Annotated in this window: 18 protein-coding genes, 1 tRNA gene and 1 pseudogene; 13 read left to right on the top strand and 7 right to left on the bottom strand. The window is 39.4% G+C overall.

What is annotated here, in order from left to right:
* Nucleotides 1-5 precede the first annotated feature (5 nt).
* The 3 genes from J7R12_RS00810 to J7R12_RS00815 are packed head-to-tail and all read left to right on the top strand — an operon-like array spanning nt 6 to nt 1,646.
* Entirely contained in the window at nt 6-785 is a 780-nt protein-coding gene (locus J7R12_RS00810; RefSeq protein ID WP_126602323.1) for a heme ABC transporter permease, read from the top strand.
* Nucleotides 773-1,024, top strand: coding sequence for a heme exporter protein CcmD (locus J7R12_RS08885; RefSeq protein WP_126602321.1), 252 nt, complete (start codon nt 773-775; stop codon nt 1,022-1,024). Before J7R12_RS00810 ends, J7R12_RS08885 begins: the two co-directional genes overlap by 13 nt.
* The gene (locus J7R12_RS00815; RefSeq protein WP_126602319.1) at nt 999-1,646 is read left to right on the top strand and encodes a DsbE family thiol:disulfide interchange protein; all 648 of its coding nucleotides are present in this window, start codon (nt 999-1,001) and stop codon (nt 1,644-1,646) included. The genes J7R12_RS08885 and J7R12_RS00815 overlap by 26 nt, the downstream gene beginning before the upstream one ends.
* A gap of 304 nt (nt 1,647-1,950) precedes the next feature.
* Here J7R12_RS00815 and J7R12_RS00820 read toward each other — a convergent pair whose 3' ends face one another.
* The gene (locus J7R12_RS00820) at nt 1,951-2,478 is read right to left on the bottom strand and encodes a GcrA family cell cycle regulator (protein ID WP_126602317.1); all 528 of its coding nucleotides are present in this window, start codon (nt 2,476-2,478) and stop codon (nt 1,951-1,953) included.
* A 437-nt stretch (nt 2,479-2,915) separates the two neighbouring features.
* On the opposite strand from J7R12_RS00820, the gene J7R12_RS00825 reads away from it, so the two are divergent.
* The 4 genes and pseudogenes from J7R12_RS00825 (at nt 2,916) to J7R12_RS00840 (ending at nt 7,048) form a co-directional block, all read left to right on the top strand.
* The gene (locus J7R12_RS00825) at nt 2,916-4,124 is read left to right on the top strand and encodes an aspartate aminotransferase family protein (RefSeq protein WP_126602315.1); all 1,209 of its coding nucleotides are present in this window, start codon (nt 2,916-2,918) and stop codon (nt 4,122-4,124) included.
* A 337-nt stretch (nt 4,125-4,461) separates the two neighbouring features.
* Nucleotides 4,462-4,629: pseudogene (locus J7R12_RS00830) on the top strand (ornithine carbamoyltransferase); the annotation flags it as partial.
* A 66-nt stretch (nt 4,630-4,695) separates the two neighbouring features.
* On the top strand, nt 4,696-5,673 hold the full coding sequence (locus J7R12_RS00835; protein ID WP_126602311.1) for an Hsp33 family molecular chaperone: 978 nt from the start codon (nt 4,696-4,698) through the stop codon (nt 5,671-5,673).
* A 199-nt stretch (nt 5,674-5,872) separates the two neighbouring features.
* Nucleotides 5,873-7,048 (top strand): MBL fold metallo-hydrolase, encoded by a 1,176-nt coding sequence (locus J7R12_RS00840; protein ID WP_126602309.1) that lies wholly within the window; start codon nt 5,873-5,875, stop codon nt 7,046-7,048.
* 364 nt (nt 7,049-7,412) lie between these two features.
* Here the strand turns inward: J7R12_RS00840 and J7R12_RS00845 are convergent, their stop codons facing one another.
* Nucleotides 7,413-8,006: a Smr/MutS family protein gene (locus J7R12_RS00845; RefSeq protein WP_126602307.1), complete on the bottom strand. Its 594-nt coding sequence runs from the start codon at nt 8,004-8,006 to the stop codon at nt 7,413-7,415.
* 58 nt (nt 8,007-8,064) lie between these two features.
* A complete protein-coding gene (locus J7R12_RS00850; RefSeq protein WP_126602305.1) occupies nt 8,065-8,757 on the bottom strand; it encodes a Tim44/TimA family putative adaptor protein in 693 nt (230 codons plus the stop codon).
* A 182-nt stretch (nt 8,758-8,939) separates the two neighbouring features.
* On the opposite strand from J7R12_RS00850, the gene J7R12_RS00855 reads away from it, so the two are divergent.
* Together J7R12_RS00855 and secB are read left to right on the top strand one after the other, a co-directional pair.
* The gene (locus J7R12_RS00855) at nt 8,940-9,446 is read left to right on the top strand and encodes an FxsA family protein (protein WP_126602303.1); all 507 of its coding nucleotides are present in this window, start codon (nt 8,940-8,942) and stop codon (nt 9,444-9,446) included.
* 144 nt (nt 9,447-9,590) lie between these two features.
* The gene (gene secB / locus J7R12_RS00860) at nt 9,591-10,073 is read left to right on the top strand and encodes a protein-export chaperone SecB (RefSeq protein ID WP_126602301.1); all 483 of its coding nucleotides are present in this window, start codon (nt 9,591-9,593) and stop codon (nt 10,071-10,073) included.
* A gap of 35 nt (nt 10,074-10,108) precedes the next feature.
* On the opposite strand, the gene J7R12_RS00865 is transcribed toward secB, so the two are convergent.
* The gene (locus tag J7R12_RS00865; protein WP_126602299.1) at nt 10,109-12,406 is read right to left on the bottom strand and encodes an NADP-dependent malic enzyme; all 2,298 of its coding nucleotides are present in this window, start codon (nt 12,404-12,406) and stop codon (nt 10,109-10,111) included.
* A gap of 207 nt (nt 12,407-12,613) precedes the next feature.
* Between J7R12_RS00865 and mutS the strand changes: the two genes are divergently transcribed.
* Nucleotides 12,614-15,358 carry a DNA mismatch repair protein MutS gene (gene mutS / locus J7R12_RS00870; protein WP_126602297.1) on the top strand — a complete coding sequence of 915 codons (2,745 nt, stop codon included), beginning with the start codon at nt 12,614-12,616 and terminating at the stop codon, nt 15,356-15,358.
* Nucleotides 15,359-15,581: 223 nt separating this feature from the next.
* Here mutS and ilvD read toward each other — a convergent pair whose 3' ends face one another.
* The 3 genes from ilvD to J7R12_RS00885 all read right to left on the bottom strand — a co-directional run bounded on the left by ilvD (nt 15,582) and on the right by J7R12_RS00885 (nt 18,455).
* Entirely contained in the window at nt 15,582-17,420 is a 1,839-nt protein-coding gene (gene ilvD / locus J7R12_RS00875) for a dihydroxy-acid dehydratase (RefSeq protein ID WP_126602295.1), read from the bottom strand.
* Between the two features lie 458 nt (nt 17,421-17,878).
* Nucleotides 17,879-17,954 (bottom strand) — tRNA-Ala (locus J7R12_RS00880).
* A gap of 120 nt (nt 17,955-18,074) precedes the next feature.
* A complete protein-coding gene (locus J7R12_RS00885) occupies nt 18,075-18,455 on the bottom strand; it encodes a TIGR02300 family protein (protein ID WP_126602293.1) in 381 nt (126 codons plus the stop codon).
* A gap of 186 nt (nt 18,456-18,641) precedes the next feature.
* Here J7R12_RS00885 and aroA point away from each other — a divergent pair, with 186 nt between their 5' ends.
* From aroA to rpsA, 3 genes are all read left to right on the top strand, one after another.
* Nucleotides 18,642-19,970: a 3-phosphoshikimate 1-carboxyvinyltransferase gene (gene aroA / locus J7R12_RS00890; protein WP_126602292.1), complete on the top strand. Its 1,329-nt coding sequence runs from the start codon at nt 18,642-18,644 to the stop codon at nt 19,968-19,970.
* On the top strand, nt 19,967-20,614 hold the full coding sequence (gene cmk, locus J7R12_RS00895) for a (d)CMP kinase (protein WP_126602290.1): 648 nt from the start codon (nt 19,967-19,969) through the stop codon (nt 20,612-20,614). The genes aroA and cmk overlap by 4 nt, the downstream gene beginning before the upstream one ends.
* A 130-nt stretch (nt 20,615-20,744) precedes the next feature.
* Complete coding sequence (rpsA, locus tag J7R12_RS00900) at nt 20,745-22,445, top strand: 30S ribosomal protein S1 (RefSeq protein WP_208439026.1); 1,701 nt, start codon at nt 20,745-20,747, stop codon at nt 22,443-22,445.
* Nucleotides 22,446-22,641: the final 196 nt, after the last annotated feature.

Below are 22,641 nucleotides of genomic sequence, written 5' to 3' on the forward strand. Positions count from 1 at the left end.
AACTCATGAATGAAACAGCTCACACACATAAAATAAGAGGACTGCCTACAAGTTTAGTCCGTTTTATGAAAATAAGCAGTGCCGTCTTACCTTGGTTAACAGGTATGACATTATGTCTTCTTATCTTAGGACTTATTCTGATTATGTATTCACCTGATGATTATCAGCAGGGGATTACAGTCAAAATTATGTATATTCATGTCCCGTTCGCGTGGCTCTCTACATTTTGTTATCTCATAATAAGTGCTGCTGCTTTGGGAAGTTTGATTTGGAAGCTTCATCTTGCTGATGTGGCACTCAAATGTGGTGCACCCATTGGAGCAATTTTTACAGCCCTATCCCTCATGACAGGTGCGCTTTGGGGGCGCCCCACATGGGGAACGTGGTGGGTATGGGATGCACGGCTCACATCGGTTTTAATCCTGCTTTTTATCTACCTTGCCATTGTTATGCTTGCTCGCGCTTTTGATAACCAAGCAAAAGCTACACGTGCTACAGCAATTCTCACACTCGTTGGACTTGTGAATATCCCCATTATCAAATTTTCCGTTAATTGGTGGAATACACTCCATCAATCAGCATCGCTTTTGCGTTCAGGAGGACCAACAATCGAGCGTGCTATGTTATGGCCCCTGATAACAATGATATTTTGTTTCGGCTTTATGTTTATTCTGCTCTATTTGATGGCTATGCGCAACGAAATCAATCGCCGTCATATTCAAATATTTCAGATCAAAAAAGCCCGTCGCGCACAATATCAGGATTCTTCATCATGCTCGCCCTAAATAACACGCACAATGGACTTTTAGGAAATCTTTCTCAGAAAATTGATTTTTTCCTTGGTACCCTTCACCACGAGCAAATTGTTGTTCTAAGCTATATGCTCTCTGCAATCTCTCTTCTATGTCTTATTGTGCACATTCTTTACAAAGCTATAAATCAAAAAAAAATCCTACAGCAGCTGAATAAAAAAGAGCTCTTTGAGAAGAAACAATATCATGAAAACCATTCCTCAAAAACCTAGAAAAAGCATATCATCATCCATTTTATTTGGTCTTTTTGGACCATTCGTGCTTTTTCTTCTTCTTATGCTTTTCTTCTACTTTATGAGTAGCAACCGCCCCAATGGTGTTTTTCTTTTCTCAAACACATTGGCTGAAAAACCTGCACCCCAAACCAGTCTTCCACTCCTTGGAGACGAAAAATATTTTCTCAATTCAGAACAATTTAAAGGCCGCGTAACATTGGTTAATTTTTGGGGATCATGGTGTTCATCCTGCCGCGAGGAGCATTCGCTTCTTATGAAAATTGCACAAGATCAACGTTTTGATCTTATTGGCATTAATTATAAGGATAATAAAGAGAACGCCCAACGTTTTTTGAGAAATTTTGGCAATCCTTTTAAAGTTATTGGCTTTGATGCCTCAGGATATACAGCTATTAATTGGGGAGTTTCTGGACCACCAGAGACCTTTCTTTTGAATAAAGAGAGCATGATTATTGCTAAATATATTGGCCCTTTAACATGGCAAATTTATCAGAAAAAAATCTTGCCAAAAATCGAAAAGGCTATAATGACAGAAAAGCTATCAGACAGCAATGTGTTGATTCACAAAGATAATCTGTCTTTTTCCCATATTGAATGACAACACAATTAGATTTTCTTATTTCAACTCCCCCTATGAGAAATCCTTAAAAAGGTTTATGTACATGTCATGAAAAGAAGCAATGTGTGATAAACGGTCTGAGAAAAGCAAGACATCTCTTTAAAACAAGCGCGTAAATAAACAAATGATACTGTTGTTTATAGAGGCAGAATTTCATTTAAGAACGCACAAAACAAAACGCGAATATTTTTTGACGAAAAAATTCATTCATTAAAAGTCTCATCTTCTAAAATATCTCTCTCAGTAGATTATCTCTTAAAGATGAAACTTAATAGTGCAAATACTACACTCTTATCCGTCGTCTTTCAGAAACTGGCTGAAAGGCTATCTTTGCATGAAAAGCACAATAAGGACCATTTTCACCAGAATCGGCTCCACAAAAATGAAAATCTGATGACAAAGGATCTCCAACTGGCCATCTACATGTATTTTCACTCAATTGTAAAAGATTAAGTTGACGTGATATAGGCACAACTACATTTGATTGTGCAGACAGATCAATTTCTCTCACATCCTCTGCTACAAACTCCACCTTTAAAGTGGTCTCTTCAATACTACAAGACGCAGCATTCGTTGGTAATACAGTCGATGGTGTGCGACGCATACGCGGAGACGATGAGCTAGCAGGTGTCTTTTGTGCACGCGTTGGACCTTGTGCTGTTTTACCACGTCCTGGTAACTTTAACCGGTGCACTTTACCGATCACGGCATTCCTGCTGACTCCACCCAATTGGGCTGCAATCTGACTTGCACTTAATCCCTCACTCCAAAACTTCTTAAGAAGTTCAACGCGTTCATATGTCCAACCCATATCAGCACTCCATTCTGATCACCTCATTAAGATGCACCCATTGCATCTTTAAATGTTTGAATAATGTGTTCAATGGGCTGAATGAAAAAAATCACACCTCACTTGAGCAAAAAAACTCATTCAACCTATGGAACTTAAAACTAAAACACCAGCTTATTTACAGATTCAAATTACAATATGCACTGACTCCCTGACAAGAGCCTTTGCCCACTTGAAGAGTTTATTTTGAATGTTTTCCCCAACTTGCGAATCAAATATAGGCCAAACTCTCGTATTTGCTTAAAACTTCTTTCTATAAATGTTTTTTGCAAAATCTTTATTATTTTTTTGCCAAAATGAAAAGCTGACTGCGCTCTATCCAAAACTGCAACACTGCTTTATTTGTTGCTTTGTTTTGTTTATTGTATGGCACAATTTAAAGGATAAAGGAAATAATGATGGGCGCTACGACTATCCAGCCACTTTACAAATGCTTTGCTCGACGTAATTTACATTTCAAAAAAGGCAATGGTGTATGGCTGACTTCCGATAAAGGAAAGCTTTATCTTGATATGACATCTGGTATTGGTGTCAATGCATTAGGGTATGCACATCCAAAGTTGGTCGAAACCCTCAAAATACAGGCTGAAAAACTTTGGCATATTTCCAATCTTTTTCAATCACCTGAACAAGAAGCTCTTGCCGCACGGCTTTGTGCAAACAGTTTTGCTGATAAGGTCTTTTTCTGCAATTCTGGCGCTGAAGCACTTGAATGCGCATTTAAAACTGCTCGTCACACGCATTATGCATCTGGTCATCCATCACGCGTTGAAATTATTACTTTTGAAGGTGCGTTTCATGGACGCACACTTGCAACGCTTGCTGCTACAGGACAAGAAAAGTATCTTGAAGGCTTTGGACCTAAAGCTGGTGGATTTATTCAAATTCCTTTTTGTGATGAAAGCGCTTTGCGTAACGCTATCAATAAAAATACCGCCGCCATTCTTATTGAACCCATTCAAGGAGAAGGAGGAATCCGAATAGTTTCTCCTGAATATTTAAAAATTTTGCGCAAAATATGTGATGAGAATAATCTGTTCTTAATTTTGGATGAAGTCCAAACAGGTATTGGACGAACAGGAAAATTTTTTGCTTATGAGTGGAGTGATATCAAACCTGATATTCTTACACTCGCAAAAGGGCTGGGTGGTGGATTTCCATTGGGTGCTTGTCTTGCAACAAATGAAGCTGCAAAAAGCATGACACCAGGAACTCATGGATCAACCTTTGGAGGAAATCTTCTTGGGATGGCTGTAAGCAACTGTGTTCTTGATATTATATTAGAACCAAGCTTTCTCCACCATGTCCAACAGATGGGGGATAAGCTAAAAAGTGGACTTTCGGACATTCTCACTCTCTATCCTGATATCATCTGCGCGATTCAGAGTGTTGGCCTTATGATAGGTATTCAGTGTGTTGTTCCCTCCAATGCTGTCGTCAATGCCTTGGAAAAAGAATATGTTCTCAGTGTTAGTGCCAACAACAATGTAGTGCGCTTATTGCCTCCCCTTATCATAAAAGAAGAAGAAGTAGAGGAAAGCTTGTATCGTATTGAAAAAGCAATTGCGTCTCTTTCACGAACAAATAAAAAAAGGCAAGGGTCATAAACATAACAAATATTTTTCGCCATTTGACCGATTTATCCGTTTTAACCACGCTATCATTGACTATACAAAAACCCTCAAAGCATCTCCTACAAAGCAGAAATAAAGTTCAAAACCTTTTATTGGTAAAACACCAGCAATGATTTTTGAAAAAATATCTCCATGAACACGTATTTCATTTGATATCAGCATGCGCCAACTTTGATGGATACACGATCATGTTAAAAGGGGCAAAGATATAGCTTAGTCATAAAAAAACCATAGCTGACTCAGTACATAGGTTTCAAGAAGACAAAATTTTGTGCACGCAGTCATTCTATCTATTTTGCAGCCTTATAAAATTAAGGAAGCTTTAATAAAATGAGCCAAATTCAATGCTCTTTTCGTGCATTGCTTTCCTGCTCATCGTAGTAAAGAAATTGTTGATACTGTGATAAATGGATCACTTTCCGTTGTTTTTGATGAAGTTGAAAACCGTCTTTATATCCAAAAAGCAATTCTTGCCTAGTATTTACAAGATGCATTTTTATCTCCACAATAACCTGCAAAAGCAAATCATATAAAAGGCAAAAATATGAGCGAACGAGCCTCAGATGAAACCTCCCTCTCCAACATTTATTTAAGTGAAGATGATACTGTTATTCCCTTCCAAGTCGAAGAACTTGATATCCGTGGACGTATTGTACAACTTGGGGAAACTTTAAATTCCATTCTCACTAGGCATCAATATCCTGAACCAGTTTCTTACCTTTTAGCAGAGGCATTAGTTTTGACCGTTCTTCTTGGAACTTCCCTGAAGCTTAAGGACAAATTTATTTTACAAATCCATTCTAATGGGCCAGTTAATATGCTGGTGTGCGACTTCTCTCCTCCTTCCAGCCTCCGTGGTTACGCTCGTTTTGATAAAGAAAAGTTAAATCAAGCAATAGCCAATGATCAAATATCTTCAGAAGCTCTTCTTGGAAAAGGCACTTTAGCCTTCACTATCTACCAAGGCTCCCACACGCAACCCTATCAAGGAATAGTTGCATTAGATGGATCAAATTTACAAGAAGCTTCCCATACCTATTTTGATCAATCAGAACAAATTCCCACTGATATCCGTTTGGCTGTTGCTATATTAATCAACCGAAACGAACAAGGAAAAACACAAAAAAGCTGGCGAGCAGGAGGTATTTTGACTCAATTTTTGCCTAAGGCAACATCTCACCATCAAATAGATGAACCCGATCAAAAACCAGAGGAAACAAAAACCTATGCACAACCTGAAAACCAATGGCAAGAAGCCAAGGCGTTGACGGCAACCATTGAAAGTACAGAATTGACAGATCCCCAAGTCGGCAGTAAGCAGCTCTTGTTCCGTCTTTTCCATGAACACGGTATTAGAGTTTTTCATCCCTTTTCTCTTGTGGACCAATGTTCTTGTTCGCGCGAAAAAATTAAAGGAATACTAGATGGATTTCCTACTGATGAACGCAACAAAATGATTAAAAACAAATATATTTCAGTTACATGTGAATTTTGTTCAACAACTTATCGTTTTAAACCATAAATTCGCTCCTATAGGATAAATCACAAGAATGATCAGAAATAAGAGCTTACCTAAGAGAAAAAACTGGCTTTAGTCTAGAGTTAATAGAAATCATTATCCCCTATAGCGCGCAAACGATCCCAAAATTACAAATAATTCACTTGAGGTCTTAATTTGTAACTTCTACAGCTGAGAGTAAGCAACCTTAGGAGGACTTCAAATGAAGAAACTAGCCAATGCATTATTTCTTGCTTCAGTAGCTGTGTCTACAATGGCTTCAGCATCTACACTGAATCTAAAAACTTTTAATCCTGGAGCTGAAGCCATTTTTCCTGTTACATCCACATTAATTTATGGCGACCATGATGCTATACTTATCGATGCACAATTTCAAAAAAAGTATGCTCAACAGCTTGTTGATATGATTAAAGAATCGAAAAAAAATCTAAAATATATTTTTATCTCACATAGTGATCCTGATTATTATTTTGGGCTAGATGAAATCAGAAAGGCATTCCCTCAAGCACAAATAATATCAACTGCTCAAACAGCGTATCTGATCTCTGCCAGCAAAGATGCAAAGAGGAATGTGTGGAAAGAAACAATGGGAACTGATGCGCCAGAAGAATTATATGTTCCTAATGCTGTAACCTCTAATAAATTAATTATTGATGGTCAGGATATCGATATTCGACAGAATGAAAATGATACAGCACACAGTTATCTATGGATTCCCTCCCTAAAAACCGTACTTGGTGGTATTTCAGTGTCAACCGGCGGACATCTTTGGATGGCTGATACATCAAATATTCAAGGTATTGATTTGTGGATAAAAAACATTGAAGATATGCAATCTCTCAAACCAAAAAGGGTTATTCCCGGACACTATATTAAGAATGATACGTCTCCAATATCACTGGATTTTATAAAAAAATATCTTACTGACTACAAAAATGCTGCCATCTCACATAAGGACTCTACCAGTATTAGTGATGATATGAAGAAAAAATATCCTGATCTTCCTAGTCAACAAACTCTTGATTTTGGAACAAAAGTGTTTAATGGTGAAACACCTTGGCATGTAAATAATCCTTATCCTCCTATTGGTAAAGTAGCAGAAGTGGACTTTGGGGGAGCTGTTTTTGAACTTAACTTCCATGATAACCGGACCATGTCATTTAAAGGAACATCTGGTGCTTTTAAAGGCGTTGAAGATACAGTAGAATATACCGCACTTGAAGTTAGCAAAAATATATTCATGGTTTACTGGCATGAACCTAAAATGGGTTCTAATGTCGTTCATATTGAAGACTGGAATACAGAAACAGTCTATACTAATATTGCGGGAAAAGATGGCTCATTCGCCCATATGAAAGGGACAATCAAAATCCAATAACACATCTCCACTATAAAGCAGATATCTGCTTTATAGTGTTCTTTCTTTGTATCCAACTTGTTCAATGCTCTCGCTTAAAGATATCTACACCACAATGAACAAAACACATATATCCGAGTATAACGTTTATTAATTAATGCAGCCTTCCCATACTGCTCTTTCATCCGCATAATTGAATTATTTATGCTTTCCAGTTTTATCACTCTTGCAATTATACCAAAAATAATAAAGCACATAAATACCCGAAACATCTGTAATATTTGGTTCATTGGCTATATGGATATTATATCGTAAAGAGGATATCCTTACCTGCCAAATACCACACCTGATGAACTAATCTTGAACCAGAATAGATTAAATAATATCATCCCTCTTTCTCCATCACAAAGCGGCGCAACCAAACATAAAGTGCTCCCACACCACCGTGATGACGGGCTGCGTGCTCAAATGCATGAACATAATATCGAAAAGCTGGTGTTGATAACCAATGAGGGACAAACTTATACAAAGCGCCATCACTGCCAAGTGACCTGCCTTTTCCTGTAATCACAAGCACATAACGCAATCCGTTCCGTTGGGATGATTGTAGAAATTTTTTTAAGAAAAAATAAGCTTCTTCCTGCATACAACCATGAAGATCAAGACGAGCCTCAAGTGGATAATGACCTTTGGCAATTTTACGATGTACAACATGATCAAAGAAATGGACTTTATGTGCTTGTGTAACTGTCGCCTTTTCTCTTTTAACCACTGCTGGTTTCTGTTGACTTCCTTGAGAAAATGAAAAGAGTGGTGTTACACACTGTTTTTTATGATCGATATTGGCAGCATCTTTTGTAAGAAAAGAATGAGGCTTATTATTATGCAGTGGTATTGTGGTACGACACACCATCTCCCATAAAAAACGGTCCTGTGAAGCCAATAAATCCCTTTTTTGTCTCCATTGATTCGTGGACATTTCAATCTTCAATCTCTTATAAATCTGATTTATATGATCTTATGCAAAAAAGGAGATCTTAATTTTCATCTTCTGTTGCAAAGAGCTTCCAATTTGGATCAGATGAGAGGCTGTTGCGAACAAATGTCCAAATATCCCTAATTTCTACAATAGCATCAGGATCACCGTCTATACGCTCTTCCTTCTCATTATAGGTTACAGAAATCATCTCACTTACAATCCGCACAGTCAAAAATTGTTCCTTTTCTCGCATTTCTGCTGCGACAAATTCAATCTTATTAATTCCAACAAAAGTAAACTGGATTTTTTCATTATTTTTTTCGCGTTGCTCAATCGCAGCACAAAACCCCTCAAAAACATCCTGAGAAAGCAACTTTTTAAGTTGATCACGATCACCTTTGGCAAAGGCTGTTACAATCATCTCATAAGCAACTTGAGCACCCTTTATAAAAGATTGAGGAGAAAAATGAGGATCACTCTGATAGAGTGCCCGCAAACCTTTATTCAGTGCACTGCCCTCTGGTGAAATCGCATCAATTTCATCAAAATTGCTCTTTTGTGAATTGCCCTGATGAGGGAACGAAACACTATTATCAGCCGTTTCTTTTTCAATCTGTTTTTTAGAATGTCGAGAATAAGGATCAAAGGGAGGCTTTTCAAAACCAATCCGTTTTCCTAATACATTACGGAGTTGCACAAAAACGACAACCATAATAACAAGAGCGACGACAAGTATAATGTCAAATTCCATGGGCGCGGTTAATCTCCAAATCTAAGATGATCTGTAATAAACATTGCAGTCAATATCATTTATAAATAAATAAGTAAAATAGGGAATTTACTCTTTAAATATTTTTGTACCCCTTATTCATTCATATTTTTAAAAATGGCTCTATAGTTTTCTATCCCAAACACCGAGAAGGGAATTTTCATGTGATAAAGTTTTATTCTATCAATCCTCGCCTTTTTATCCTCCTCCTTCTCAGCGGCTGCTTGATCGAAATTGCCGGTTTTATTTTTGTTGGGAAAGAAATTGGAATTTTAGCAACTTTGAGTCTGGTTATTCTCACAACAATAGTGGGAATTACTTTGTTGCGAATTCAAGGGCTTAACCTTTTTAAAAATATACAACGTGAATTTATCCAAGGACGTACACTAAAAAATCATATAATGGATGATGCCTTCATCACTCTTGGTGCAATTTTGCTTATCCTTCCAGGTTTTGTAAGCGATGTCTTAGGAATATTACTCCTTATTAAACCAGTCCGTTCCACTATCTGGTATTTCTTTTCACTCTTGAGTAACAAAATGAATATCCATACTAAGAAAAAGACCAATCCTCAAAATAAATCTGAAAAAATAATTGATCTTAAAGTAGAAGACTATCAGATTCATAGTACCACAGAATCTCCATGGCATAAAAATGATGATAATCATTGAAATGCAAAAAAATCTGTAACTGACTTAAAAAAATAATCCAAGATAAGAAGGGGGTTTCTTGCAACCTTTTGCGAAGCGTGATAACCAGCTTGATCTTTAGAACAAAAATAGAAATACATACAATGATGATGAGAGGTTCCTAATATGGCCGAAGGTGAAATGAACAACAACGGTGGAGAGCCAATTTTTGCTGTATTAACTCAATATTTAAAAGATTTTTCATTTGAAAATCCAAGTGCTCCTCACTCACTGCGTCCACGTGAAAAGGCACCGCAAATCAATATTAACATTAATGTTAACGCCAACCCAATTGGTGATGATAATTATGATGTCGTCCTGTCGCTCTCAGTCAAAGCGAATGATGACACTGAAACATTGTTTCATGTAGAACTTATTTACGGTGGGGTTTTCCATATTAAAAATATTCCACAAGAACATGTGATACCTCTCGTTTTTATCGAATGTCCCCGTCTTTTGTTTCCATTTGCTCGGCAAATTATCTCTGATGCTACCCAAAATGGTGGTTTTCCACCTTTGTGGATTGATCCAATTGATTTTGCAGCTCTGTTTCAAAAGCGACTTGCTGAAGAACAAAAAGACACTCAGAATCAGATAAAACCGTCCTAAAAAATTGTTTCTTTATTTCATGGGCCTTTGTTTTTTTACAGTTTTCTCGCATGGTAAGCAGCAAGCATTGCGATATTGACAACATCCGTATCGTTTCCACTAAACGGTACAATCTGGACAGATTTTTCTAATCCAATCAAAATAGGGCCAATAATTGTTGCTTCACCAAGCTCTTGCAACATTTTGCTTGCAATAGAAGACGCATGATATCCAGGCATCACTAAAATGTTAGCAGGCTCCTTTAATCCCATAAAAGGATATTGCTGCATCAATTTCGAATTGAGTGCCACATCAGCACTCATTTCTCCATCAAATTCAAAGCTAACCTTACGTTCATGCAAAATATGAACAGCATCTTGAATATGCTGTGCAACCTGTCCTTTCATATAGCCAAAAGTAGAAAATGCTACAAAAGCTACCCGCGGTTGATATCCTAATCCACAAACAAAAGAAGCTGTCTGTTCTGCTATATCAGCAAGTTCCTCAGCATTGGGATTCTCGTAAATAGCTGTATCTGCAATAAACACAGTGCGCCCACGACAAATGGCCATGGAGATACCAATCAACCGCTCCTTTGGTTTTTCACCAATCACGCGGCGTATATCAATCAACGCTGTTTCATAATTGCGTGTTACTCCTGTAACCATTGCATCAGCATCCCCCAATGCCACCATACAGGCAGCAAAATAATTGCGATCATTATTGATGCGACGATGACAATCACGCAACAACCAGCCTTGGCGTTGCATTTTTTGGTAAAGATAATTTGCATAAGCATCTGTGCGACAGGAGAGCTTTGCATTGGTAACAGAAATACCTTCACGTTCAAGATCAATACCAGCAATAGAAGCTGTTTCCTTCACTTGTTCTTCACGACCAATTAATATCGCTTTTCCTAGTTTTTGATGAACATAGGAAACCGCAGCCCGCATGACTTGTTCTTCTTCACCCTCTGCAAAGACAATTTGTTTCGGTGCTTGACGAACATGATTATAAACACCGCGCATCATGGAGGAAATGGGATCACGTCTCGCATTCAAATCGCGTTCATAAGCTTCTAAATCATCAATGTGTTTTTGTGCTACACCGCTTTCCATTGCTGCTTTTGCCACCGCCATAGATACAACAGTAAGCAAACGCGGATCAAAAGGAACAGGAATGATATAATTTCGACCAAATTTTAATCGCTTTCCACGATAAGCTTCTGCAACACTGTCGGGGACTTCCTCATGAGCCAAATCTGCAAGAGCTCTCGCTGCAGCAATTTTCATATCTTCGTTAATGACCGTCGCACGTACATCAAGTGCACCACGAAATATATAAGGAAAGCAAAGAACATTATTAATCTGATTTGGATAATCTGAACGGCCTGTCGCTACAATGGCATCATCACGCACTTGCATAACCTCTTCCGGTGTAATTTCTGGATCGGGATTAGCCATAGCAAAAATGATTGGTTGAGGCGCCATCGATTTTACCATTTCAGGAGTAATTGCACCTTTAGCAGAAACCCCAAAAAACACATCAGCGCCTTCCATTGCTTCAGCAAGAGTGCGTTTATCCGTTCGCACAGCATGCGCAGATTTCCACTGATTCATCCCCTCCTCGCGACCTTCATAGACAACACCCTTCGTATCACATAATATGATATTCTCAGATCGAAAACCCATCGCTTTGATTAATTCAATACAAGCAATTCCTGCGGAACCAGCGCCATTACAGACCAGTCGCGTATTTTGCATATCGCGCCCTGTTAAATGTAAAGCATTGAGAACACCAGCAGCCACAATGATCGCTGTACCGTGTTGATCATCATGAAAAACCGGAATATTCATGATCTCGCGTAAGCGACTTTCAATTATAAAACACTCCGGTGCTTTAATGTCTTCAAGATTAATGCCACCAAAAGAAGGTTCCAAATGACGCACCAGATTGATAAAACTTTCCGTGTCATTCGTATCAATTTCCAGATCGATTGAATCAATATCTGCAAAGCGCTTAAAAAGTACTGCTTTGCCTTCCATGACTGGCTTAGATGCAAGTGCACCTAAATTACCCAAACCTAAAATAGCTGTTCCATTTGATATAACAGCAACAAGATTGCCTTTTGCTGTATAATCATAAGCCAATGCTGGATTTTGAGCAATCGCTTTAACGGGAACAGCAACACCTGGTGAATAGGCAAGTGCTAAATCATGCTGCGTTGCCATAGATTTTGTTGCAACAATTTCAAGCTTTCCAGGCCGTCCACGACTGTGAAAATCAAGCGCTTCTCGTTCACTCGCACTGTAAATTGTTTGAGGCGTTTTCTGATCCTGCTCACTTTTTTTCATCTCACTTAGCTTTCCAAAAACAGTGTAAATTCCGCTTGATAACGCGTGTCATTATCCAATTTTAAAATTTGATTCATATGTCAGAAATCGCTATGCTTGCTTTAACGGACCTGATCATACATTTCAATTCAGAGATAATGAAGATAAACATTGAAGTAAACAAAAAAGGGTACTAAAGCCTCACATGAAGAAAACAGGCGCGTAAAAATGGACAATAAAGCCCCCCATAAAAATAATTTAATCCCACAGCCATCCTCCTCATCTGCTCCTCATCAACAGCGCCTCACACCTATGATGGAGCAATATATAGAAATCAAAGCAGTGAATAATGACTCCCTTCTCTTTTATAGAATGGGTGATTTTTATGAATTATTTTTTAATGATGCAGTTGAAGCCGCTCAAGCTTTAGGAATCACACTCACAACACGCGGAAAACATTTGGGTGAAGATATCCCTATGTGTGGTGTTCCCGTGCATGCTGCGGATGATTATTTGCAAAAACTTATTGCCTGTGGTTATCGCGTTGCTGTTTGTGAGCAAACAGAAGATCCTGCAGAAGCTAAAAAACGTGGATCAAAATCGGTTGTTCGGCGCGATGTCGTTCGTCTTGTCACGCCTGGAACCATAACAGAAGAAAAGCTTCTTGATCCAGCCCGCGCAAATTATCTCATGACACTTGCCCGCATAAAAACCAGCGACGGAGAGGAATTTGCCCTTTCTTGGATTGATATCTCAACAGGCATATTTCGTGTAGCAGAAAGCCGCAATGAAAAGCTTTTGGCAGATATTATGCGCGTGGATCCACAAGAAATCATTGTCGCTGACTCTTTTTTTCATGATAAATCGCACAAATCACTTTTTGAAGTTCTGGGTCGCATCATTTCGCCTCAACCTGCAAATCTCTTTGATGTAATCACTGCTGAACGCGATATTTGCAATTATTTCAAACTCTCAACCCTTGAAGGTGTTGCCGATTATTCACGCCCCGAACTTTCTGCAATCGCCGCTGCCATTCGTTATATCGAAAAAACGCAAATCACGCATCGCCCTCCTCTCATGCGCCCTGAACGTCAAAATGAAAGCGCTACTCTTTTCATTGATGCCGCTACCAGAATGAGTCTTGAGCTTATTCGCACAACATCAGGTCAACGGGATGGAAGCTTACTCAAAGCGATTGATCGTACCGTAACAGGAGGAGGATCACGCCTTCTCGTTGATCGCCTCATTGCTCCTCTCACCTCACCTTCAGCTATTGATAAGCGTCTGGATTCAATAGATTTTTTTCTACACAATCCATCCCTTTCAGAAGCCATACAATTGATTTTAAAAGGGGGACCAGATATGCCACGCGCAGTTTCACGGTTGGCCCTTGGACGAGGAGGACCTCGTGATATGGCTACAATCCAGCGCGGTTTTGAAATCGTTCGTGAACTTCATCAGCTCCTTAATAATAAATTGCTTCCTCAAGAAATAAGTGACGTACAACAAACTTTCTCATACCTGCCTACGGCTTTGCATTTTCATTTAGAACAAGCATTAGCTGATGATCTTCCACTCCTTAAACGTGATGGTGGTTTTATTCGCCCTCAATATCATAAAGAGCTCGATGAAATGCGCGCTCTGCGCGATGAATCCCGCCGTGTTATTGCTGAACTACAAGCACAATATGCTCAAGAAACAGATATTAAAACTCTCAAAATAAAGCATAACAATATTTTAGGTTATTTCATTGAAGTCACTAATGTACAAGCGTCTGCTCTCACAAACAGCCCACAAGCTAAAGCCCGTTTTATCCATAGGCAAACAATGGCAAATGCTATGCGCTTTACGACAACAGAGCTTGCCGATCTTGAAAGCCGTATTGCTCATGCCGCCAACCATGCACTGACACTTGAATTGGAAATCTTTGATACTCTTGTCCATGAAATTACCGGACAAGTTGATTTCATCCGTAAAGCCGCTGAAGCACTTGCCGTTTTGGATGTCACCGTTGCATTAGCACATCTTGCTGAAGAACAGGGATATTGTCGTCCTAAAATTGACCAGTCACTTACCTTTCACATTACTGCAGGACGCCATCCTGTCGTAGAGCAAGCACTCCGAAAGCAAGCAGCAGAACCATTTGTTGCCAATAATTGTAATCTTTCTGTACAAGAAAATCATCAATATGCAGCAATTTGGCTTTTGACAGGTCCCAATATGGGAGGAAAATCAACTTTTTTGCGGCAAAACGCTCTCATTGCTATTATGGCACAAATGGGTTCCTTTGTCCCAGCTACTGCAGCGCATATTGGTGTTGTTGATCGTTTGTTTAGTCGTGTTGGTGCTTCTGATGATCTGGCACGGGGGCGTTCAACCTTTATGATGGAAATGGTCGAAACCGCAACGATTCTTAATCATGCAAGTCACCATTCCCTTGTTATTCTTGACGAAATTGGACGAGGCACATCAACTTTTGATGGACTTTCTATTGCTTGGGCAGCTGTTGAATATCTTCATGAAGTTAATCATTGTCGTGCTATTCTCGCTACGCATTTTCATGAAATGACAGCACTCACGCAAAAGCTTGATCGCCTCCATAATGTAACAATGAAAGTCAAAAATTGGGATGGTGACGTTGTGTTTCTTCATGAAGTTACAAAAGGAGCTGCCGATCGATCCTACGGTGTACAAGTTGCAAAACTTGCGGGACTCCCCGAAGCAGTTATTACACGTGCTACAGATGTTCTCCACCAATTAGAAAAAGGAGAAATGGCAGGAAAAGGACATAAATTAATTGATGATCTCCCGCTCTTTTCTCTTAAAACGGCCTCTCTCATCAATGAAAAAACAAATAAACATTGTGTCCTCCATGAAGCTTTAGAAAATATCCATCCTGACGAACTCTCTCCTAAGCAAGCTTTAGAAGCACTCTATCACCTCAAACAACTTGAAAAAAATAATCCCCTATAGAAAAATTAAATAAAGTGCTTTTTCATGATCAGCATAACGTATAGAGAGGAAAAGCTTGCACAGCATATTTTGGGGACCTTCATACGGAAAAGAATGAAATTCGCGGCAATGCAAAAATCATATTCACAATGACTTGAAATACTCTGTTAAGTCAATATCACATAAGAGACGCAAAAACTTCTAAAATCCCTGTCTGTCGCAAGATGAATTTTTTAACGTCAAATCAAATGCGACGAACCGCTCCTCTAGCAGCAGAAGTTGTCATTGCTGCATATGCTTTGAGAGCCTTGGAAACCTTGCGTTCACGCTCTTCAATTGGTTGCCAAGCTGTTTTTCCTTTTGCTTCCATTTTGGCACGACGATGCCTCATCTCAACATCATCCACCACCAGATGAATAGTACGGTTAGGAATATCGATTTCTATGATATCCCCCTCTTCTACCAATGCAATTGCCCCTCCTTCAGCAGCCTCTGGTGAAATATGTCCGATAGAAAGCCCTGAAGATCCCCCTGAAAAACGCCCATCCGTTATAAGCGCACAAACTTTTCCTAATCCTTTGGATTTGAGATAGCTTGTTGGATAGAGCATTTCTTGCATTCCAGGTCCACCACGCGGACCTTCATAACGAATTAAAACAATATCGCCTGATTCAATTTTGTTGTTCAAGATTGCTGCAACAGCGGAATCTTGGCTTTCAAAAATTCTTGCTGGACCTTTAAAAGTTAAAATAGACGGATCAACACCTGCTGTTTTCACAATACAGCCATCTTTGGCAAGATTGCCATAAAGAACTGCCAATCCCCCATCTTGCGAGTAAGCATGTTCTCTATCGCGAATCACACCCTTTTTACGATCAAGATCAAGGGTATCATAGCGACACAATTGACTAAAAGCTGTTTGTGTTTGAACACCACCTGGAGCTGCACGATAAAATTCATGAACCGTTGACTCACGTGTCTGTTTTACATCCCAATGACAAAGAGCTTCCTTCATCGTTTTCGCATGAACCGTATAAGCAGATGTGTCAATAAGTCCAGCGGCATCCAGTTCTCCTAAAAGCCCCATAATACCGCCAGCACGGTGAACATCCTCCATATGCACATTGGCAACAGCAGGTGCAACCTTGCACAAAACAGGAACACGTCGCGAAAGATTATCAATATCCGTCATGGTAAAATCTACCTCACCTTCTTGCGCCGCAGCTAAAAGATGCAAAACAGTATTGGTTGATCCTCCCATGGAAATATCTACGGTCATTGCATTTTCAAAAGCCCTGCGTGAAGCAATAGAACGCGGCAAAACTGTCTCATCACCTTCTTCATAGTAACGCTTGACCAACGCAACAATTTGTCGTCCAGCTTCTTCAAAAAGCATTCGCCGATCTGCATGCGTTGCTAACACTGATCCATTTCCAGGAAGAGAAAGCCCTAATGCTTCGGTCAAACAATTCATAGAATTCGCTGTAAACATTCCTGAACAAGAACCACATGTAGGACAAGCAGCACGTTCCATTTCCGCAACTTCTTGTTCTGAATTATATTCTGAAGCCGCAGCAATCATTGCATCCACTAAGTCCACAGCGCGATCTTGACCTTTCCATTTAATCTTACCTGCTTCCATAGGACCGCCTGAGACAAAAATTGTTGGAATATTCAACCGCAAAGAAGCCATTAACATACCAGGTGTAATTTTGTCACAATTGGAAATACAAACAAGCGCATCAGCACAATGCGCATTGACCATGTATTCAACAGAATCAGCAATGATTTCGCGCGAAGGCAAAGAATAAAGCATTCCATCATGCCCCATAGCAATTCCATCATCTACAGCGATTGTATTAAACTCTTTTGCTACACCACCAGTAAGAGCTATCTCGTGTGCCACCAGTTGCCCAAGATCTTTTAAATGGACATGCCCCGGTACAAATTGTGTAAAAGAATTTGCAATAGCAATAATGGGTTTACCAAAATCAGTATCTTTCATCCCTGTTGCACGCCAAAGACCACGGGCTCCTGCCATATTGCGCCCATGGGTTGATATTCTTGAACGGTAAGAAGGCATTATTTTTTCCCCTCAAATAATTCCATTTTTTCTGTTGTGCTGTAAGTTAACCTTAAAAACAAGAGCGCGCTTATGAGAAAGAGAAAAATATCTCTCTTGAAACATTTAAATCACAAAATCCAAAGCCTACACATAAGCTCCATTCGGCTACCATTTTTCATAACCCCTGAAAGCTTTTTAATATTTTTACCGATATTACTTTTACGCATGATGCCACAAGTGGTAAATAACTCGCTTTTTTATATACATCCGGTAAATATTACTTCATTTGCTTTTCGCTTTTATTATAATAAAGTTTTATGAAGAACAAAAAGAGTACAGTCAGCAGCTGCAAAAAAGTATTATTTAAAAATCATTTAAAAATACTGAAAGAAAACAACTACAGAATAGCATTTCTTAAAATACATAAATTCCCGTTATAAACGGCAATGCCTTATAAGCAAAAATCTGTACCTTTTTGGTGGAGCTAAGCGGGATCGAACCGCTGACCTCTTGCATGCCATGCAAGCGCTCTCCCAGCTGAGCTATAGCCCCAAATAAAGGCGGATTCTTTTCCTAAAGGATGGCAAACAATCTCAGAGAGTTTCTAAAACGAGAGAAAGCGAAGATCAAGAAGAATTTGCATTCAATAAAAGAAGACCTTCATTCCTTCTCTTAAATATCGTCATCGTTAGAAACACCACCTCCGATAATACCAGTAACGTCATCATCGTCATCGTCTTCATCGTGAGACAAAAAGGTGTCATCATCATCACCAAGATCCACATCACTATCTTCCAAATCAGGAAGATCATCATCTTTAGAATCGTCACCATCTTCTTCAAGAAGCATAAAGGCAGACTTTTCAAGTGCTGTATCAAGCTCTTCTGCATCAACTTCTTCTTCACTACTCGCTTCTGCTGCCACAACCTCAAAATAAGAGCGTGGATAAGAAATCCCTGTATAAGGTGATACGATAGGGTCGCGATTAAGATCATAAAACTTCTTTCCCGTTTCTGGATCGATACGCTTCGTTCCAAGTTCTTGTTTTGCCATGAACCGTCCCTCTTTGATTAACTTAAATTCCATTAAAAGATAAATTTCATGGTGCTTAATCAAAAAACAATGTCTTTGTCAAAGAAAATACATCATTCCACAATGGATTTTCCCATGACGCTTTTCAAAGCATGTGCTAAAAGATGCTTCTTCAATAAAATTCAGGTAAGAATAGATAGAACTTCTATGCAAAAAGCAATCCCTATAACCGCCTATAAATCTACCAGTCTTTCTGGAAGAATTAAAATACCAGGAGATAAATCTATCTCCCATAGATCTCTTATATTGGGAGGGTTAGCGAGTGGTGAAACACATATCCACGGACTGCTTGAAAGCGATGACGTTCTCAATACAGCTGCTGCTATGCAAGCTATGGGCGCTTGTCTACAAAAGAAAAATGATCTCTGGATCATGCGGGGAACTGGAAATGGTTGCCTTTTAGCGGCACAAAGTCCTTTAGATTTTGGTAATGCTGGAACAGGTGTTCGCTTGGTTATGGGAATGGTTGGTCCTTATCATATGAAAACAACTTTTATTGGTGATGCCTCTCTCTCCAAACGCCCAATGAGACGTATTCTCGATCCCCTCCGTTTAATGGGTGTTGAAATTGATGCCCCCCATGGCGATCACCTCCCTTTAACGCTTTATGGACCCAAAACGGCTAACCCGATTCGCTATCGTATTCCAATGGCTTCTGCTCAAGTGAAATCAGCAGTCCTTCTTGCTGGACTTAATACCGCTGGCACTACGACTGTTATTGAACCCATTCCCACACGTGATCATACCGAAAAAATGTTAAAAGCATTTGGTGCTGAGCTTGAGATAGAAACGGATGCTCAAGGCACGCGTTTTATTCATCTCAATGGCCAAACCCACCTTACCGGACAAACTATTAATATCCCAGGAGACCCTTCTTCTGCAGCTTTTCCGCTTATCGCCGCCCTTCTTGTAGAAGATTCTGATATCACTATTGAGAATGTTCTTATCAATCCTTCTCGAATGGGACTTATCGAAATATTATGGGAAATGGGTGCGCAAATTGAGTTTTTAAACCAACGCCAAACAGGTGGAGAAGATGTTGCCGATTTGCGGGTTAAATCCTCAACGCTAAAAGGTGTTATTGTCCCCAAAGAACGTGCTCCATCAATGATTGATGAATATCCCGCTTTAGCCGTAGCGGCAGCCTTTGCTGAAGGCAAAACCGTTATGCTCGGAATTGAAGAATTGCGTGTTAAAGAATCAGATCGACTCTCTGCACTTGCTCAAGGATTAAAAATGAATCATGTAGAGTGTGATGAAGGTCAAGATTTCCTTATCATTCATGGAAAAGGTTCCAAAAAAGGATTGGGAGGAGGAAATGTTACCACATATCTTGATCATCGAATTGCCATGTGCTTTCTTGTCTTCGGGCTTGCATCGGAAAAGCCTGTTACTATTGATGATAAACGAATGATTGCTACGAGCTTTCCAGAATTTATTCCTTTTATGCAACAACTAGGGGGAAAAATCTCTTGAAACCTTTTATTATTGCAATTGATGGACCAGCAGCCTCAGGGAAAGGGACATTAGCACGAAAAATTGCTGCTCATTATCATCTTCAACATCTCGACACTGGTCTTACTTATCGCGGTGTTGCACACGCGCTTTTACAACAAAACTTAGCTCTTAATGATGAAAAAAGTGCTCTTGCTTGTGCCATAGAGCTTGATGTTCACACTTTAAATCCGGCTCTCCTTTCTTCTCATGAACTTGGTGAAGCCGCTTCAAAAATAGCACTCAACCCTGCTGTACGCGAGATTCTTGTTGCTAAACAACGTGACTTTGCTAAAATTTTGCCCGGTAGTGTGCTTGATGGACGTGATATTGGTACTGTCGTTTGCCCCGATGCCAATGTTAAGTTTTACATTCTAGCCAATGTTCAAACACGCGCAAAACGTCGCTATCAGGAGATTTTAAAAAAAGGAACCCAAGCAGATTATCATGAAATCCTAGCTCAACTTGAACAACGTGACAGCCGCGATACAACACGTGAACAAAGCCCGCTTAAGCCAGCGAAAGACGCCCACTTGCTTGATACATCAGAATTGAGTATAGAAGCAACATTTGCAGTTGCATGCACTTTTATTGATCCAATCATAAAAGTGCATATAATTAAATGAAATCGTTAAGGTGATTTTCAGCCGAGCGCTAATTTTTCTTCCTATTTAAGAAAAAAGGCATGAAGTTACCCAGTGTTAACACTAACCTAGCGCTTATACCTTTTTATTAAGGTATGTATCAGGAGTTCTTATGTCACAATACAATCCCACAACAGCGGATTTTGAAGCCCTTTTAACAGAATCTTTTCAAACCAATGATCTTAATGAAGGATCCGTTGTTAAAGGTCGTGTCATCGCAATCGAAAAAGATATGGCCATTATTGATGCTGGACTAAAAGTCGAAGGACGTATTCCACTCAAAGAATTTGGAGCTAAAGGAAAAGATGGGTCCTTGCAAGTTGGCGATGAAGTTGAAGTTTACATTGAGCGCATTGAAAATGCGATGGGTGAAGCTGTTCTATCGCGTGAAAAAGCACGGCGCGAAGAAAGCTGGATTCGTTTAGAAGAAAAATTCAATGCCGGAGCACGCGTTGATGGCGTTATCTTTAGCCAAGTAAAAGGCGGATTTACAGTCGATCTCGATGGTGCTGTTGCTTTCTTGCCTCGTAGCCAAGTCGATATTCGTCCCATTCGTGATGTTTCACCTCTCATGCACAATTCGCAGTCCTTTGAGATTTTAAAAATGGATCGTCGTCGTGGTAATATTGTTGTTTCACGTCGTACTGTCTTAGAGGAAAGCCGTGCCGAACAGCGTTCAGAAATTGTACAAAATCTTGAAGAAAACCAAATTGTTGAAGGTGTTGTTAAAAATATCACTGATTATGGTGCCTTTGTTGATCTTGGTGGAATTGACGGACTCTTACACGTTACAGATATGGCTTGGCGGCGTGTTAACCACCCATCCGAGGTTCTCACAATTGGACAAACTATTAAAGTTCAAATCATTCGTATCAATCAAGATACACACCGTATCTCTCTTGGTATGAAACAGCTTGAAAGTGATCCTTGGGAAAGCATTAGTGCTCGATATCCCGTTGGTAAAAAAATTACTGGTGCTGTTACCAATATCACTGATTACGGCGGTTTCGTTGAAATAGAACCAAGAATCGAAGGATTGATCCACGTTTCCGAAATGAGTTGGACAAAGAAAAATGTTCATCCAGGAAAACTTCTTTCCACATCACAAGAAGTGGAAGTTGTTGTTCTTGAAATTGATCCTTCTAAACGGCGTATTTCTCTTGGCTTAAAACAAACATTCGAAAATCCATGGATTGCTTTTGCCAATAAATTTCCTGTTAATTCACAAATCGAAGGAGAGGTCAAAAACAAAACAGAATTTGGTCTCTTCATTGGGCTTGAAGGTGATGTCGACGGCATGGTTCATCTCTCTGATCTTGATTGGAATCGCCCTGGTGAACAAGTCATTGATACTTACAATAAAGGTGATATCGTTAAAGCTGTGGTCCTTGATGTTGACGTTGAAAAAGAACGTATCTCTCTTGGAATTAAGCAACTTTCCAATGATAAAGTTGGAGAAGCAGCCGCTGCTGGTGAACTTCGCAAAGGTGCTGTCGTAACATGTGAAGTGACTGCGGTTAATGACAATGACATTGGTGTGAAATTGATTGACCACAATCTTGAAACAACCATCCGGCGCGCTGACTTGGCTCGTGATCGTGATGAACAGCGCCCTGAACGTTTTGCAATTGGTCAAAGAATTGATGCGCGCATCACCGCATTTGATAAAAAAACACGTAAACTTTCAGTATCTATCAAAGCTTTGGAAATTGCAGAAGAAAAAGAGGCTGTTGCACAGTATGGTTCTACAGACTCAGGTGCTTCTCTTGGCGATATTCTCGGCGCAGCTTTGAAAAAACAAGAACAAGATTAATGTTCAATTGTTAAAGCAATGATTAAAAATAAGGTCGCTTATCTTTCTAGCGACCTTTTTATTTTTTACAGAAGTTGTATGCTGATTTCTTCAATGCTCTCGTCAAAAATTGCAAAGACTCTTACAAGAAAAATAGAAATTTCATTATTTTTCTATGAACTGCTCATTATTAAGATAAAGTGCTCACAGCCTCTTA

The sequence above is a fragment of the Bartonella vinsonii subsp. vinsonii genome, assembly GCF_902825235.1.
Taxonomy (GTDB): Bacteria; Pseudomonadota; Alphaproteobacteria; order Rhizobiales; family Rhizobiaceae; genus Bartonella; species Bartonella vinsonii.

What these genes read in the sequence shown, in the direction of transcription:
- J7R12_RS00810 (WP_126602323.1), top strand. Translation starts at nt 6, where the DNA reads ATGAATGAAACAGCTCACACACATAAAATAAGAGGACTGCCTACAAGT.
- J7R12_RS08885 (WP_126602321.1), top strand. Translation starts at nt 773, where the DNA reads ATGCTCGCCCTAAATAACACGCACAATGGACTTTTAGGAAATCTTTCT.
- J7R12_RS00815 (WP_126602319.1), top strand. Translation starts at nt 999, where the DNA reads ATGAAAACCATTCCTCAAAAACCTAGAAAAAGCATATCATCATCCATT.
- J7R12_RS00820 (WP_126602317.1), bottom strand. Translation starts at nt 2,478, where the DNA reads ATGGGTTGGACATATGAACGCGTTGAACTTCTTAAGAAGTTTTGGAGT.
- J7R12_RS00825 (WP_126602315.1), top strand. Translation starts at nt 2,916, where the DNA reads ATGGGCGCTACGACTATCCAGCCACTTTACAAATGCTTTGCTCGACGT.
- J7R12_RS00835 (WP_126602311.1), top strand. Translation starts at nt 4,696, where the DNA reads ATGAGCGAACGAGCCTCAGATGAAACCTCCCTCTCCAACATTTATTTA.
- J7R12_RS00840 (WP_126602309.1), top strand. Translation starts at nt 5,873, where the DNA reads ATGAAGAAACTAGCCAATGCATTATTTCTTGCTTCAGTAGCTGTGTCT.
- J7R12_RS00845 (WP_126602307.1), bottom strand. Translation starts at nt 8,006, where the DNA reads ATGTCCACGAATCAATGGAGACAAAAAAGGGATTTATTGGCTTCACAG.
- J7R12_RS00850 (WP_126602305.1), bottom strand. Translation starts at nt 8,757, where the DNA reads ATGGAATTTGACATTATACTTGTCGTCGCTCTTGTTATTATGGTTGTC.
- secB (WP_126602301.1), top strand. Translation starts at nt 9,591, where the DNA reads ATGGCCGAAGGTGAAATGAACAACAACGGTGGAGAGCCAATTTTTGCT.
- J7R12_RS00865 (WP_126602299.1), bottom strand. Translation starts at nt 12,406, where the DNA reads ATGAAAAAAAGTGAGCAGGATCAGAAAACGCCTCAAACAATTTACAGT.
- mutS (WP_126602297.1), top strand. Translation starts at nt 12,614, where the DNA reads ATGGACAATAAAGCCCCCCATAAAAATAATTTAATCCCACAGCCATCC.
- ilvD (WP_126602295.1), bottom strand. Translation starts at nt 17,420, where the DNA reads ATGCCTTCTTACCGTTCAAGAATATCAACCCATGGGCGCAATATGGCA.
- J7R12_RS00885 (WP_126602293.1), bottom strand. Translation starts at nt 18,455, where the DNA reads ATGGCAAAACAAGAACTTGGAACGAAGCGTATCGATCCAGAAACGGGA.
- aroA (WP_126602292.1), top strand. Translation starts at nt 18,642, where the DNA reads ATGCAAAAAGCAATCCCTATAACCGCCTATAAATCTACCAGTCTTTCT.
- rpsA (WP_208439026.1), top strand. Translation starts at nt 20,745, where the DNA reads ATGTCACAATACAATCCCACAACAGCGGATTTTGAAGCCCTTTTAACA.